General features: G+C 67.7%; 12 protein-coding genes and 1 pseudogene. 9 read left to right on the forward strand and 4 right to left on the reverse strand.

The genetic code is table 11. The features are described 5' to 3' along the window. Positions 1-69 precede the first annotated feature (69 nt). Positions 70-2,351, forward strand: a pseudogene (locus LCM15_RS15465) (right-handed parallel beta-helix repeat-containing protein). A 57-nt stretch (positions 2,352-2,408) separates the two neighbouring features. Here LCM15_RS15465 and LCM15_RS15470 read toward each other — a convergent pair. Both LCM15_RS15470 and LCM15_RS15475 read right to left on the reverse strand, forming a co-directional pair. Then, positions 2,409-2,867, reverse strand: coding sequence for a HugZ family protein (locus tag LCM15_RS15470; RefSeq protein ID WP_318246065.1), 459 nt, complete (start codon positions 2,865-2,867; stop codon positions 2,409-2,411). 66 nt (positions 2,868-2,933) lie between these two features. Then, positions 2,934-3,605, reverse strand: coding sequence for a hypothetical protein (locus LCM15_RS15475; RefSeq protein ID WP_224857980.1), 672 nt, complete (start codon positions 3,603-3,605; stop codon positions 2,934-2,936). Between the two features lie 121 nt (positions 3,606-3,726). On the opposite strand from LCM15_RS15475, the gene parA reads away from it, so the two are divergent. After that, complete coding sequence (gene parA, locus LCM15_RS15480) at positions 3,727-4,368, forward strand: ParA family partition ATPase (protein ID WP_224857981.1); 642 nt, start codon at positions 3,727-3,729, stop codon at positions 4,366-4,368. A 53-nt stretch (positions 4,369-4,421) separates the two neighbouring features. Beyond that, a complete protein-coding gene (locus LCM15_RS15485; protein ID WP_224857983.1) occupies positions 4,422-5,264 on the forward strand; it encodes a DUF6206 family protein in 843 nt (280 codons plus the stop codon). Between the two features lie 83 nt (positions 5,265-5,347). Here the strand turns inward: LCM15_RS15485 and LCM15_RS15490 are convergent, their stop codons facing one another. Both LCM15_RS15490 and fsa read right to left on the reverse strand, forming a co-directional pair. Continuing rightward, positions 5,348-5,647, reverse strand: a complete 300-nt coding sequence (locus LCM15_RS15490) for a hypothetical protein (protein ID WP_224857985.1) — start codon at positions 5,645-5,647, stop codon at positions 5,348-5,350. 44 nt (positions 5,648-5,691) lie between these two features. Then, positions 5,692-6,345, reverse strand: coding sequence for a fructose-6-phosphate aldolase (gene fsa / locus LCM15_RS15495; protein WP_224857987.1), 654 nt, complete (start codon positions 6,343-6,345; stop codon positions 5,692-5,694). 107 nt (positions 6,346-6,452) lie between these two features. Here fsa and LCM15_RS15500 point away from each other — a divergent pair, with 107 nt between their 5' ends. The 6 genes from LCM15_RS15500 to uvrC all read left to right on the forward strand — a co-directional run bounded on the left by LCM15_RS15500 (position 6,453) and on the right by uvrC (position 13,956). Beyond that, the gene (locus LCM15_RS15500) at positions 6,453-8,642 is read left to right on the forward strand and encodes a primosomal protein N' (protein WP_224857989.1); all 2,190 of its coding nucleotides are present in this window, start codon (positions 6,453-6,455) and stop codon (positions 8,640-8,642) included. A 388-nt stretch (positions 8,643-9,030) separates the two neighbouring features. Continuing rightward, positions 9,031-9,828: a S49 family peptidase gene (locus LCM15_RS15505; protein WP_224857991.1), complete on the forward strand. Its 798-nt coding sequence runs from the start codon at positions 9,031-9,033 to the stop codon at positions 9,826-9,828. Position 9,829: 1 nt separating this feature from the next. Then, a complete protein-coding gene (locus tag LCM15_RS15510; protein ID WP_050768403.1) occupies positions 9,830-9,997 on the forward strand; it encodes a hypothetical protein in 168 nt (55 codons plus the stop codon). 2 nt (positions 9,998-9,999) lie between these two features. Beyond that, positions 10,000-10,962, forward strand: coding sequence for a calcium/sodium antiporter (locus LCM15_RS15515; protein ID WP_224857993.1), 963 nt, complete (start codon positions 10,000-10,002; stop codon positions 10,960-10,962). A gap of 13 nt (positions 10,963-10,975) precedes the next feature. After that, positions 10,976-11,767: an SDR family oxidoreductase gene (locus LCM15_RS15520; protein WP_224857995.1), complete on the forward strand. Its 792-nt coding sequence runs from the start codon at positions 10,976-10,978 to the stop codon at positions 11,765-11,767. 308 nt (positions 11,768-12,075) lie between these two features. Beyond that, complete coding sequence (gene uvrC, locus LCM15_RS15525; RefSeq protein ID WP_224857997.1) at positions 12,076-13,956, forward strand: excinuclease ABC subunit UvrC; 1,881 nt, start codon at positions 12,076-12,078, stop codon at positions 13,954-13,956. The last annotated feature ends 26 nt before the right edge of the window (positions 13,957-13,982 follow it).

The following is a 13,982-nucleotide window of genomic DNA, read 5'->3' on the forward strand; positions in this document are numbered from 1 at the left end:
GCGCGGGATGTTACGCCGCCCGCGCGGCGGCGATCCCCTGCACCCTGCGGGCAACAGAGGATCGAACGGATGAACAAGGCGGTAACCGATGGCGTGGTCTTCATGCCGACACCCTTCTCGGACGGGCTGGATATGTGGTCGCGCGGCGACGGGACGCCGGGCTCGGACACTTATGACGGCGTCGCCTCGGCCGCCTTCGTGCCGGCGGACGCGGATTTCTCCGGCTGTCTCGAGATCCTCAAGACCGACGCCACGCAGCGCCTGCGCTACATGGGCGACACAGCGATCCTGCCGGGCTGCTACCTGCGCGTGACGGCACGGGTCAAGGCGATCTCCGGCGCGATGCCGGCGGTGCGCATCGCCGCTTGGGCCGGGCGCGATAACGGCGCGGAGGTGACGGGCCTGACCGTCACCGGCCCGATGGTGCAGCTCACCAGCTATGGCGCGGTGGTCGAGGTCTCGGCGATCGTGGGCGTGGGCAATCGCGCCGGTGTCGACATGGTCTGGGGCGCCGAGCCGGACCTTGGCCATTTCGGGCTCGACCTCACCGGGCCGAACGGTGGCGTGGTGCGGATCGATGACATCGTGATCGAGGATGTCACCGCGGTCTTCCTGCGCAGTCTGATGAACCGGGTCGACGTGCGCGACTATGGCGCCATCGGCGATGGCAGCACCGATGACAGCGCCGCCTTCGAGGCCGCCGACGCGGCGGCGAACGGGCGCCGGGTGCTGGTCTCGGCGGGCACCTACCGGCTGGCGAGCTCGGTGACCTTCGAGAACCACGTGGAATTCGAGGGTCGCGTGACGATGCCCGACGCGGCGATCCTGTCGCTGACCAAGGATTTCGAGCTCTCCAGTTACGTCGATGCCTTCGGCGGGGACGAGGAGACGGCGCTGAAGAAGGGGCTTCAGTCGCTGCTCAACAACGCCGATCACGAGAGCTTCGATCTTTCGGGGCGCCGGGTGTCGCTCTCGGCCCGATCGATGTGCGTGCCGCGGTCAACACCCGCGACAGCTATGCCCAGCGGCGGGTGCTGCGCAACGGCCAGCTCCGCGCCGAGACCGGCACCGGTTGGGACAGCAGTACCGTCACCAGCCAGGCCACCTACTCGGCGGCGAACCAGTGGCAGCTAACCGGCGTGAGCAACATCGCCAATATCGAGATCGGCAGTCTGGTCGAGGCCGCGGGCGTGGGCCGCGAGATCTACGTCACGGAGGTCAATGTCGGGGCCCAGACCCTGACCCTGTCGCAGCCGCTTTCGGACGCGGTGGGCACCCAGACCTACACCTTCACGCGCTTTCGCTACCTGCTCGATTTCAGCGGCTTCAGCCGGCTCGACAAGTTCGAGATCGAGGACGTGGAGTTCCAGTGCAACGAGATCTGCAGCGGCGTGATGCTGCCGCCCACCGGGGTGGTCAACGTGATCCGCAACTGCGTCTTCAACCGCCCCCGGGATCGCGGCATCACCTCGATCGGCGAAGGCTGTCAGGGGATGCTGATCGACTACAACCAGTTCAACAGCGCCGAGGGCGGGCTGACCACGCAGAACCGCCGCTCGGTGGCGATCAACACCAACGCCAATGACGTCAAGATCCGCAACAACCGCGCCTCGCAATTCCGGCATTTCGCGGTGGTCTCGGGCGGCAACGGGGTGATCGCCAACAACCACTTCTTTCAGGGCGACACAAGCGGCATCCGCAGCGCGGGCATCGTGCTGTGTTTGAAGAACACCAACACCACCGTGTCGGGCAACTATGTCGACAACTGCTTCATCGAGTGGACCAACGAGCGCGATCCCGAGCCGGATTTCGTTTCCGGCTTTGGCTTCTCGGGCCTGTCGGTGACCAACAACGTGTTCCTGTGCTCGGACATGTCGGCGCAGTTCTCGTTCCTCATCGTGAAGCCCTACGGCCAGAACCACCGGGTCAACGGCATGAACGTCTCGGGCAACCTGTTCCGGTCCTCGGGCGGCACCATCGACCGGGTCGACCGGGTGGACACGTCGTTTGCCGGGCTGAACCTTGGGGCGATGCGCAACATCCATTTCACCAACAACACCTATCTCAACGTCAGCAACGGGGTCGAGAACCCGCTGCTCCTGAGACATGCGCAGAACACCCACGCACAGACATGGGTGATCGACACCGACAACCGGCTGCCGTTCGGGGGCTACACGCTGCAGGTCGAGAGCCTCGTGCTCAGCTCGCGTCCGCGCGTCACCAGCAATGTCAGCCTGTTCGCCACGCCCTACACCTCGGTGCGCGAGGGCGGGGGGCAGGATCAGGTGCATGCAATCTGGCCCGAGCCGGTGCGCGGCGATGTCACGCTGCGGGTGCGCATGGACAGCTGAGCGGCGCGCGGCTCTGCAAGGCGGCCGGTGACCATGGGGGTGCCGGCCGTTTGCGTGTCAGCCTGCGAGATCTTCAGGGGTGAGCACGAAGGCCTTGCCGAAGCCGCCGTTGAGCAGGCCGCGGCGGATCTCGAAGCGCAGCAGCGAGAAATCCGCGAAGCCGATATAGAGCTTCGCCTTGGGCTGGAGGGTCAGGTAATGCGCCGCTAGGTCCGCGTGCCCGGCCTCGCCGTGGCGGATGAACCGCGCGCTGGCCTGAAGGCTCAGGCGCGGATGGGTGAGCGGGTCGCCCTTGGGGCCGGGCTCGCCCAACAGCAGCGCACAGGCCGGGTCGGCCTTGAGCGCAGTGGCGTGAAAGGCAAGGTCGGAGACGAGGCTCAGCGGCAGCCCATCGGGGCCGGGCACTACCGATACCCGGCTGATCATCGGTGTGCGGGTCTCGGGATCTGTCACGCCGAGCGCCGCGAAGCGGGCGGTTGCGATCAACTCGCGGGCAAGGGCGGCGGGCCTCGTCATCGGTGGGGCGGATCGGGTCTGTCATGGCGGGGAGACTAGCGCGGGGCCGCGGCGGGCGGAAGTGGCTCAGAACTCTGCCCAAAGGCCGAAGGTGAGCCCCATGGAGGTATCGCCGAGCAGCCCGTAGCTGCCGCCTACTTGGGTTTTCAGCCGCTTGGTGAGCGGCTGCACGAGGGTCGGCTCGATGCGGATGAAGGCCGGGTCGCCGAACTGCTGCCCGGTCTGGAACTGGACGATGAGCTTGCGCTCTTCCCAGAGCGTCAGGCCCCATGTGAGGTCGAGCTTGTAATCCGTCTCACCGCTGCCGAGCGAGATCTCCGCCAGCCCGTCGGCGGAGAGCCAGCCGTGTCCCAGCCCGAGGCCCAGCGAGAGCCCCGGGCGCAGCACCGCGTTGCCCTCGATCTGGCCCAGCCCCAGTTCGGCGGCGAGCTTCAGGCGGCGCTCGGCCCGCCCGAGCGGCATCCGGGCGAAGGCCACGTCCTTGCCCCCGCCCGAGATCGCCCGGCCCAGATCGAGCCCGACGGTCAGCCGCTCGGTCAGTCCGTACTCGACATAGAGCGTGTAGTATTCCCCGGTCGGCTCGTACGAGGTCCAGGTGGTGGTGTCCTGCGGCCAGGACAGCCGGGCGAGGCTGCTGAGAAACAGGCTGCCTTCCTCGCGCGGCCAGGCGCCGGCAGAGGCGGTTCCGGCCAGCCCTGCCAGCGCCACGGCCAGTCGCAGCCCCCTGATCATCGCCATCGCGCTTTTCCCTTGCCACCGGAAAACCTTGCGTCCAGCGTGGTTAACGCGCCGTTAAGCGGCGCTTTACCGGTGGCGGCATTCGCCTATGCTGCAGGTGCAGAACCGCGAGGGGGATGGAATGGCAGGATCGGTGATCACGGTGGCCCAGCAGAAGGGTGGGTCGGGCAAGACCACGCTCTCGGCCAATCTGGCGATCGGGCTGCGCCTTGCAGGGCATTCGGTGGCGCTGATCGACACCGATCCGCAGGGCAGCCTCGGGCGCTGGTTCATGACCCGGCTCGAACACAATCCCGAGGCCGTCGAGGGGATGGAGTTCGCCACTTCCTCCGCCTGGGGCATCACCTACGAGTGCCGCAAGCTGGCCGAGCGTTTCGACGTGGTAATCGTCGACACCCCGCCAAAGGCCGACAGCGACCTGCGCCCGGCGCTGCGCGCCGCCGATCTCGTGCTGGTGCCGGTCTCGATGAGCCATCTCGACCTCTGGGCCACCGAAAGCGTGCTCGACCTCGCCCGGCGCGAGAACCGCGAGGTGATGATGGTGATGAACCGCACCCGGCCCGGCACGCGCCTTTCGGGCGAGATCACCGCCGCCGCCACCAAGATGGCCGCGCGCATCGCCGAGGCGACGCTGGGCAACCGGGTGGGCTATGCCGAGGCCTTCGGCCACGGGCTCAGCGCCGCGGAGGGCCGTAAGACCCCAGCCCGCGACGAGGTCGCGGCGCTGTCGGCAGAGGTGGCGCAGGTGCTGGCGAACGGGTAAAGGGGGCGTCAGGCGCGGGATGTCCGCGCCAGAGGAGTGCCGGAGGCTTGCCCATGATCGATCACGCCGCCCTTGCCGAGACCATCCGCCGCCACGAGGCCGCGCAGGGCCAGCCGATCTCGCGGCTGGGCTATTTCTGCGCCCCGTTCCGGCCCGCGGAAGGGCCGTTCTCGGATCATGTGATCAAGGTCTATCGCGGCCTGCCGGATGCCGGCGCGCTCGACCGGCTGGCCGCCGCGCATGACGATTACGTCGCGGCGCTGCGCGAGACCGGCGTGCCGCTGCCCGACACCACCTTCCTGCTGCTCGAGAGCGAGGGCGCACGGGTGCCGGTGATCGTGCAGGAGGCGCTTCCCGAGGCGTCGCTGATGCGGCCGCGGATGCAGACCGAGGGACTCGAGGCGACGCTGGAGATGATGGAGGCTGCGGGCCAAGTCATCGCGCGGTTCTGGAACGCGGCGGACCGCTTCGACGCGCGCATCGGCTTTCATCCCTCGATCCGCAACTTCGCCGTCGTCGACGGCACCGCGGTGTTCTACGACACCTTCCCGCCGCTGATCCATTACAGCCGCGAGGAGATGGGGCGGATGCTGCTGCTGTTCTCGGAGAAGCGGCTGATGCGACTGGTGGGCCCGCTGATGCGCAAGCGGGTGACCGGCATCCAGGACGAATGGTACTCGGCCCCCGAGACGCTGGTGGGTCTCGTCGGCTCGGCCTGCCGCCTGCGCCCCGAGCATGGCGAGCATTATCTGGCCTGGGGGCGGGCGTTCGCCGCGCGCGAGATGCCGCGCTGGCAGGACGAGGCGATCGCGGAGATGCAGGAGATGCCGCGCCTGCCGGGCTACTGGACGGGCTTTCGCAAGCTGCTGGGGCTTCAGGGCGAGCCCAACGTCTGAGGAAGAATTTTCTTCGAAAATTCTTGGCTGCGGCGTGGGGTGAGGAAGATTTTTCGGAGGAAAAATCTTCGCGCGGGGCCGCGCTATCCGGGGGGATCGATCGATCCCATCACTGTGAGGAAAACATGCTCGGGCAGGGCCGCTGCGAGGCAGTCGCGCAGGATTGGCCACTCGTCCTCGTCATCCTCGGCGATCTCGCGCAGGTCCATGATGACATCGTGCACGCCGTAAGTCAGCACCCCCAGCCGGTCGCCGGTGGACAGCGCCGTGTCGAGGTACTCGTCGAAGGCGTCGCCGAACACGTCCGGCGGCACCCCGTGCATTTCAAGCTGATACGATTGCCACGCGAGGATCACCGCCCGCTTGTCCAGCAGGCTCAACACAGCCTCCGCCTGTCGGACAGAGGGCGGGATCCGTCGCGGCATGATCAGACGATCTTGATGCCGGCCGTCTGGGCGTCCGACAGGAACGCCGCGAGGCCTTTGTCGGTCAGCACGTGGTTGGCCATCGCCTTGATCACGGCCGGCGGGGCGGTCGCCACGTCGGCACCGATCTTGGCGCAATCCGACATGTGGTTGGCGCTGCGGATCGAGGCGGCGAGGATCTGCGTCTCGTAGCCGTAATTGTCGTAGATCTGGCGAATGTCCGCGATCAGTTCGAGACCGTCGATATTGATATCGTCGAGACGGCCGACGAAGGGCGAGATGAAGGTCGCGCCGGCCTTGGCCGCCAGCAGGGCCTGGTTGGCCGAGAAGCACAGGGTCACGTTGACCATCTGGCCTTCCGAGGTGAAGGTCTTGCATGCGCGCAGGCCGTCGAGGGTCAGCGGCACCTTGATGGCGATGTTCGGCGCGATCTCGGCCAGCTTGCGGCCTTCCTCGATCATCGCCTCGTACTCGGTGGCGACCACCTCGGCCGAGACCGGCCCGTCGACCATGTCGCAGATTTCCTTGGTGACTTCGAGAATGTCACGGCCGGATTTGGCGATCAGCGACGGGTTCGTGGTCACGCCGTCCACGAGGTTCAGGTCGTTGAGCTCGCGGATCGCGTCCACGTCGGCGGTGTCTACGAAAAATTTCATCGGCGTCAGCCCTCCCGGCTTTGCTTGGCATTCTGTCGCGCGTGTCATACCCCATGCAGGGGTTCTCAGGAAGCCCCTGCAGTTTTGCGCTAACGGAAACCCTGCTGATGGATGCGTTCTACGACGAGGGCACGCTGGTCGCGGTGCTCACTACGCAGCCGCTGGACCGGCTGCTCGACTACAAGGCGCCGGAGGGCGGCTGCTGGGAGGGCGCCTTCGTCGAGGTGCCGCTCGGACCGCGCAAGGTGCTGGGCGTGGTCTGGGGGCCGGGCAGGGGGGATTTCGACTATGCCAAGGTGCGGCCGGTCACGCGGGTGCTCGACGTGGTGCCGATGCGCGCGGAACTGCGCAGTTTCCTCGAGCGCGCCGGAGAGTACACCCTGACGCCGCTGACCGCGATGCTGCGGCTGGCCACCCGCGCGCCGGGGCTGGGCGAGGCGCCGTCGATGCGCAAGATCTACCGGCTGGGCGATGTCGAGCGCGAGCGCATGACCGACGCGCGCCGCCGGGTGCTCGAGGTGCTGTCCGAGATGGGCGGGCTGTCGCTGACACAGGGCGAACTGGCCGATGCGGCGGGGGTGACGCCTTCGGTGATCAAGGGGCTCGCCAAGATGGGCGCGGTGCGCGAGGAGGAGGCGCCGCGCGACACCGCCTTCCCGCGGCTCGATCCCGATTATGGTGGCAAGGCGCTGGCCGAGGATCAGGCGGCGGCGGCGCAGAGCCTGCGCGAGGGCGTGGCTTCCGGGCACTACGGCACGGTGCTGCTCAAGGGGGTCACCGGCTCGGGCAAGACCGAGGTCTATCTCGAGGCGGTGGCCGAGTGCCTCGCGCAGGGGCGGCAGGCGCTGGTGCTGCTGCCCGAGATCGCGCTGACCTCGGAGTTCCTCACCCGCGTCGAGGCGCGCTTCGGTGCGAAGCCGGCCGAGTGGCACTCGGGCGTGACGGTGACCGAGCGGCGGCGGGTCTGGAAGCAGGTGGCGCAGGGCGGTGCGCAACTGGTGGTGGGCGCGCGCTCGGCGCTGTTCCTGCCGTTCCGGGATCTCGGCCTCGCGGTCGTCGACGAGGAGCACGACACCTCCTACAAGCAGGACGAGGGCGTGCTCTACAACGCCCGCGACATGGCGGTGTTGCGGGCCTCGATCTGTTCGGGCCGGGTGGTGCTGGCCTCGGCCACGCCGTCGCTCGAAAGCTGGGCCAATGCCGATGCCGGCAAGTACCAGCGGCTCGATCTGGTGTCGCGCTTCGGCGCCTCGGTGATGCCCGAGATGCGCTCGCTCGACATGCGGGCCGAGACGCTGCCCTCGAACCGCTGGGTCTCGCCCTCGCTGCAATCCGAGGTGCTGGCGCGGATCGAGCGCGACGAGCAGGCGATGCTGTTTCTCAACCGCCGCGGCTATGCGCCGGTGACCATCTGCCGGGCCTGCGGCCACCAGATCGGCTGCCCGCATTGTGACGCCCGCATGGTCGAGCACCGCTTCCTGCAGCGCCTCGTCTGCCACCAGTGCGGCGAGACCGTGCCCAAGCCGGAGGTCTGCCCGTCCTGCGAGGCCGAGGACAAGCTCGCCGCCGTGGGACCGGGGGTCGAGCGGTTGGCGGAAGAGGCCGCCGAGCTTTTCCCGCAGGCGCGGCTGGCGGTGCTGTCCTCGGATCTCTTCGGCTCGGCGCGGGCGCTGAAGGAGGAGATCGAGAAAATCGCCTCCGGCGGTGCCGACATCGTCATCGGCACCCAGCTGGTGGCCAAGGGGCACAACTTCCCGCTGCTCACGCTGGTGGGTGTGATCGATGCCGATCTCGGCCTTCAGGGCTCGGACCTGCGCGCCGCCGAGCGCACGTTTCAGCTGATGCGGCAGGTGGCGGGGCGCGCGGGCCGGGCCGAGAAGCCGGGCGTGGCGCTGCTGCAGACCTACCAGCCCGAGCACCCGGTGATCCGGGCGATCCTCTCGGGTGACGAGGAAGGGTTCTGGCAGGCCGAGGCCGAGGAACGCCGCGCTGCAGGGATGCCGCCCTATGGCCGCCTCGCGGGGGTGATCCTGTCCTCGACCGAGGCGCAGGAGGTGTTCGATCTCGGCAACGCCATGGCGCGGCAGGACGCGCCGCTGCGCCGCATCGGGGCGCAGGTCTACGGGCCGGCGCCGGCGCCGATCGCCAAGGTGCGCGGGCGGCACCGGGTGCGCCTGCTGGTCAAGGCACCCAAGGGCGCGGCGCTGCAGCCGGCCTTGGCCGACTGGGCCGGACAGTTCCGCTTGCGGGGCGAGCTGCGCATGGCGATCGACATCGACCCTCAGTCCTTCTTCTGAGGCGTCCGGCCCTAGCCTTTAAGGCGGGAGGGAGGGGGCGCTGCCCCCCCGTCGCACCGAAGGCGCGCATTACGGAGAGAAGAAGGGGCTCTGTCTCCTGTCGCACAGGAGGTGCGCCTTTCATAAAGATAGAGAAGGGGCTCCGCCCCCTCTTGGCCTGCGGCCAATTCACCCCCGGGATATTGTCGGCCAGAAGAAGACCTGGGCGCTGCGCCCCTGGCTTCTCTTCGTCAAAAATACTCCCGCCGGAGGCAGGCCGACGATCGCGGACTGGAGCGGCGCTTGGGATGGGCGCGGCGGTGGCGCGTAACGGGTCTCGGGCGCGGGGCGTTGGGTTCTTTCGGGCGTTGCCTTGTTTGTCCCGCATCTGCCCTCTACATCTCCACGCATGAAGACTTGGTTTCCGTTCCTGAAGAAGAGGCCCACGGTCGCGGTCGTGCGCCTGCAAGGGGCTATTGGCACCGGCGGGCGCATGGCGCTTTCCGACCAGAGCCTGCAGCCGCTGCTCGAGCGGGCGTTCCGCAAGGGCAAGCCGGTGGCCGTCGCGCTCGAGATCAACTCGCCGGGTGGATCGCCGGTGCAGAGCTCGCTGATCGGGGCGCGCATCCGGCGGCTGTCGCAGGAGTGCGATGTGCCGGTCTTTGCCTTCACCGAGGATGTGGCGGCCTCGGGCGGCTACTGGATCGCCAGCGCGGCGGACGAGATCCACGCCGACCCGAGCTCGATCCTCGGGTCCATCGGGGTGATCTCGGCCGGGTTCGGCGCGCATGTCTTCCTTCAGCGGCAGGGCATCGAGCGCCGGGTGCACACGGCCGGGCGCTCGAAGAGTATGCTCGACCCGTTCCGCCCCGAAAACGAAGAGGACGTGGCGCGGCTCAACCGCCTGCTGGGCCAGCTGCACGAGACCTTCATTGCCCAGATCAAGGATCGGCGCGGCGCCAAGCTGGCCGACGACCCGGACCTGTTCACCGGCGAGGTGTGGATCGGCAAGGCGGCCTGCGACGTCGGGCTCGCCGACGGCATCGGCCATCTGGTGCCGGTGATGAAGGACAGGTTCGGCGACAAGGTCCGCTTCCGCCGCTACGAGCAGAAGCGCCGCCTGCTGCCGCGGCTCGGCGCCACGCTGGCGCAGGACGCGCTCGCGACGATCGACGAGCGCGCCGCCTTCGCAAGGTTCGGTCTCTGACGTGCTGGCAAAGATCGTTGCGATATTCCTTGTGGTGATTGCCCTGCTCGGCATGTTCGGAAAGCTCCGGATGCCGGGCGCGGCGCGCCTCTCACAGATGAAATGCCCGCGCTGCGGCCGTTACCGGATCGGTAAGGGCCCCTGCGACTGCGGCAAGAAGAAGGGCTGATCATGGTCTTTGTCTACGCGGCCCTCGGCCTCGTGATCCTGCTACTCGCCGGTGACGCGCTGGTGAAGGGCGCGGTGAACCTGTCGCTCCGCGTCGGCATCCCGGCGCTGATCGTCAGCCTCACCATCGTCGCCTTCGGCACCTCGGCGCCTGAGCTTCTGATCTCGATCCAGGCGGCGCGGGCCGAGGTGCCGGGCATCGCGCTGGGCAACGTGGTGGGCTCCAACACCGCCAACGTGCTGCTGGTGCTGGGCATCCCTGCGCTGATCGCGGTGATGCACACCTCGGCGCATGACACCCGCAAGAGCTATGTGGTGATGCTGGGCGCCTCGGTGCTGTTCATCGCGCTGGCCTTCCGCGGCGTGTTCGACTGGTACGCAGGCATCCTGATGCTGCTGGTTCTGGCGGTGATCCTCGCTGACCAGACGCGCGAGGCTTTGCGCCACCGCCGCAACGGCAAGGCCGAGGCCGCGGCGGAGGATCTGGAAGATCCCGAAGGCGCCGACCCGGACATGCCGTGGTGGAAGATCGTGCTGTTCCTGGTGCTGGGCCTGATCGGCCTGCCGCTGGGCGCCGATCTGCTGATCGACGCGTCGACCGAGATCGCGCTGATGTTCGGCGTGTCGGACACGGTGATCGGCCTGACGCTGGTGGCGCTGGGCACCTCGCTGCCCGAGCTCGCCACCACGGTCATGGCGGCGCTGCGCCGGCAGGCGGACGTGGCGCTTGGCAACGTCATCGGCTCGAACCTGTTCAACCTGCTGGCCATCATCGGCATCGCCTCGCTGCTCAAACCGATCCCGGTCGATCTCGAGATGCTGTATTTCGACTTCTGGGTGATGCTGGGCGCCTCGCTGCTGCTGATCCCCTTCGTGTTCCTGAAGCAGGATCTGGGCAAGGTCTGGGGCGTGGTCTTGTCGGCGCTCTACGTGGGCTATGTCTCCATCGTGCTGATGGGTGGATGAGGGAGAGCAAGGCATGACATTGCAGGTGAAGCGCGCACTGGTCACCGGCGCGGGCAAGCGGCTGGGCCGGGCGATGGCGCTGGATCTGGCCGAGCGCGGCTTCGACGTGGCGGTGCATTACGCGGGCTCCGAGGAGGCCGCGCAGGAGGTCGCCGGTATGATCCGCGCCAAGGGCCTGAGGGCCGAGGCGCTGCAGGCGGACCTTCTCGAGGAGGACGCGACACAGGCGCTGCTGCCGCGCGCCGCCGAGGCGCTTGGCGGCCCGCTGAGCGTGCTGGTCAACAATGCCTCGATCTTCGAGTACGACAATATCGAGAGCACCACGCGCGAGAGCTGGGACCGGCATTTCGAGTCGAACCTGCGCGCGCCCTTCGTGCTGACGCAGGCGCTCGCGGCGCAGGTGGGCGAACCGCTTCGCGACGACATGGACGAGCCGGTGGCGCAGGGCGTAGTGGTCAACATGATCGACCAGCGCGTGCGCAAGCTGACGCCCGAGTTCATGAGCTACACGCTGGCCAAGTCGGCGCTCTGGACGCTGACCCGGACCGCCGCCATGGCGCTGGCACCGAAGGTGCGGGTCAATGCCATCGGCCCCGGGCCGACGTTGCAGGGGGCGCGGCAGAGCGACGATCACTTCGCCCGGCAGCGCGCGGCCACGGTGCTCGAGCGCGGGGCCAACCCCTCCGACATCACCGCGGCGCTGGGGTATATTCTGGCGTCGCCGGGGTTCACCGGGCAGCTTTTGTGCGTCGACGGGGGCCAGCATCTGGCATGGCAGACGCCGGACGTGCTGGGCGTTGAGTGACTACCCCTGCGTCAGGTTGTGCACCGGGTCACAGAGCTGTTTCGAAAGCGTTACAAAAGCGACGTGTCTTCAAGGGTTTGGCGGGTTTCCAGAAAAGTTTCCCCCTAAATCAAGAACTTACAAAACCGCCTAAAAATTCATCTTTTGACGGAAAGCGCCATCTAACAAGGGAAAATCGCGGTTCCCCAGAATTTGCCCAAAGGCTTATCCACAAGATCCGTGGATTACATACAGGTTGATCTCGGGGGTCGGGCATTGCAGCAGAGGTCGGGAATCACGAGATTGAAAGCATTCGGGCACAAACGATCATGACCGAGGAGCACGACACCCACGAAACGCCCGACCTGCGCGGCTACGAGCTCATCCACTCCTATCTCAGGACGCTGGATTCGAGCCCGGGCGTCTACCGTATGCTCGATGACCAGAGCCGCGTGCTCTATGTCGGCAAGGCCCGGAACCTGAGGGCGCGGGTGTCGAACTACTCGCGGCCCTCGGCGCAGCATTCGCGGCGCATCTCGCGGATGATCGCGGACACCGCGTCGATGATGTTCCTGACCACGCGCACCGAAACCGAGGCGCTGCTGCTCGAACAGAACCTGATCAAGCAGCTCAAGCCCAAGTTCAACGTGCTGCTGCGCGACGACAAGTCGTTTCCGAACATCCAGGTCACCACCGAGCACGCCTTTCCGCAGATCCGCAAGCATCGCGGCGCCAAGACCGAGAAGGGCGCCTATTACGGCCCCTTCGCCAGCGCCGGGGCGGTGAACCGGACGCTGAACCAGCTGCAGAAGGCGTTCCTCTTGCGCAACTGCTCGGACTCGATGTTCGAGGGGCGCACCCGGCCCTGCCTGCTCTACCAGATCAAGCGCTGTTCGGCGCCCTGCGTGGGCTACATCTCGGAGGCGGATTACGCCGCCAGCGTGCGCGACGCCGAGCGCTTCCTGTCGGGCAAGTCGACCCGGGTGCAGGAAACGCTGGCGGCGCAGATGGCCGAGGCGTCGGAGGCGATGGAGTTCGAGCGCGCCGCGGCGCTGCGCGACCGCATCCGCGCCCTGACGCAGGTGCAGACGGTGCAGGGCATCAACCCGCAGACCGTGGCCGAGGCCGACGTGATCGCGCTCCACATGGAGGGCGGGCAGGCCTGCGTTCAGGTGTTCTTCATCCGCGCCAACCAGAACTGGGGCAACAAGGATTATTACCCCCGCGTCGGCGAGGACGTGGAGCCGCAGGAGGTGCTCGAGGCCTTCCTCGGGCAGTTCTACGACACCAAGGAGCCGCCGCGCCTGCTGCTGCTGAACCACGAGATCGAGAACCCCGACCTGATGTGCCAGGCGCTGAGCGACAAGCTCGGCCGCAAGGTCGAGATCGCGGTGCCGCTCCGGGGCGAGAAGGCCGAGCTGGTCGAGGGCGCGGCCCGCAACGCCCGCGAGAGCCTCGCCCGGCGCATGGCCGAGACCGCGACGCAGGCCAAGCTGCTGCGCGGGCTGGCCGAGGCGTTCGGGCTCGACGGTCCACCGCAGCGCATCGAGGTCTACGACAACTCGCACATCATGGGCACCAACGCGGTGGGCGGGATGATCGTGGCGGGGCCGGACGGGTTCATGAAGAACCAGTACCGCAAGTACAACATCAAGGGCGAAGAGCTCGTCCCGGGCGACGATTTCGGCATGATGAAGGAGGTGCTGAGGCGCCGCTTCACACGCTTGCTGAAGGACGACCCGGACCGCGAGAAGGGGCTGTGGCCGGATCTTCTGCTGATCGACGGCGGCGCCGGGCAGGTCTCGGCGGTGGCCGAGATCATGCGCGAGTTCGGGGTCGAGGATGTGCCCATGGTGGGCGTCGCCAAGGGCATCGACCGCGACGCCGGCAAGGAAGAGTTCCACCGCGTCGGCCAGCGCCCCTTCGCGCTGCGCCACAACGACCCGGTGCTCTACTTCGTGCAGCGCCTGCGCGACGAGGCCCACCGCTTTGCCATCGGCACCCACCGCGCCAAGCGCGCCAAGAGCCAGATGGCGAACCCGCTCGACGAGGTGCCGGGCGTGGGCGCATCGCGCAAGCGGGCGCTGCTGTCGCATTTCGGCTCCGCCAAGGCGGTGAGCCGCGCCAACCTTGCCGATCTCAAGGCGGTGGACGGGGTCAGCGCCGCGCTGGCCGAGCGGATCTACGCCTTCTTCCACGAGAAGGGCTGAGCGCCGCCCGCGCGCACGCCGATTTG

This window comes from Salipiger bermudensis, from assembly GCF_020171625.1.
In the GTDB taxonomy this organism is placed as follows: Bacteria; Pseudomonadota; Alphaproteobacteria; order Rhodobacterales; family Rhodobacteraceae; genus Salipiger; species Salipiger bermudensis_B.

Excerpts from the sequence above, each read along its gene's own strand:
- LCM15_RS15470 (WP_318246065.1), bottom strand. The coding sequence starts at position 2,867 with ATGACGAGGCCCGCCGCCCTTGCCCGCGAGTTGATCGCAACCGCCCGC.
- LCM15_RS15475 (WP_224857980.1), bottom strand. The coding sequence starts at position 3,605 with ATGGCGATGATCAGGGGGCTGCGACTGGCCGTGGCGCTGGCAGGGCTG.
- parA (WP_224857981.1), top strand. The coding sequence starts at position 3,727 with ATGGCAGGATCGGTGATCACGGTGGCCCAGCAGAAGGGTGGGTCGGGC.
- LCM15_RS15485 (WP_224857983.1), top strand. The coding sequence starts at position 4,422 with ATGATCGATCACGCCGCCCTTGCCGAGACCATCCGCCGCCACGAGGCC.
- fsa (WP_224857987.1), bottom strand. The coding sequence starts at position 6,345 with ATGAAATTTTTCGTAGACACCGCCGACGTGGACGCGATCCGCGAGCTC.
- LCM15_RS15500 (WP_224857989.1), top strand. The coding sequence starts at position 6,453 with ATGGATGCGTTCTACGACGAGGGCACGCTGGTCGCGGTGCTCACTACG.
- LCM15_RS15505 (WP_224857991.1), top strand. The coding sequence starts at position 9,031 with ATGAAGACTTGGTTTCCGTTCCTGAAGAAGAGGCCCACGGTCGCGGTC.
- LCM15_RS15515 (WP_224857993.1), top strand. The coding sequence starts at position 10,000 with ATGGTCTTTGTCTACGCGGCCCTCGGCCTCGTGATCCTGCTACTCGCC.
- LCM15_RS15520 (WP_224857995.1), top strand. The coding sequence starts at position 10,976 with ATGACATTGCAGGTGAAGCGCGCACTGGTCACCGGCGCGGGCAAGCGG.
- uvrC (WP_224857997.1), top strand. The coding sequence starts at position 12,076 with ATGACCGAGGAGCACGACACCCACGAAACGCCCGACCTGCGCGGCTAC.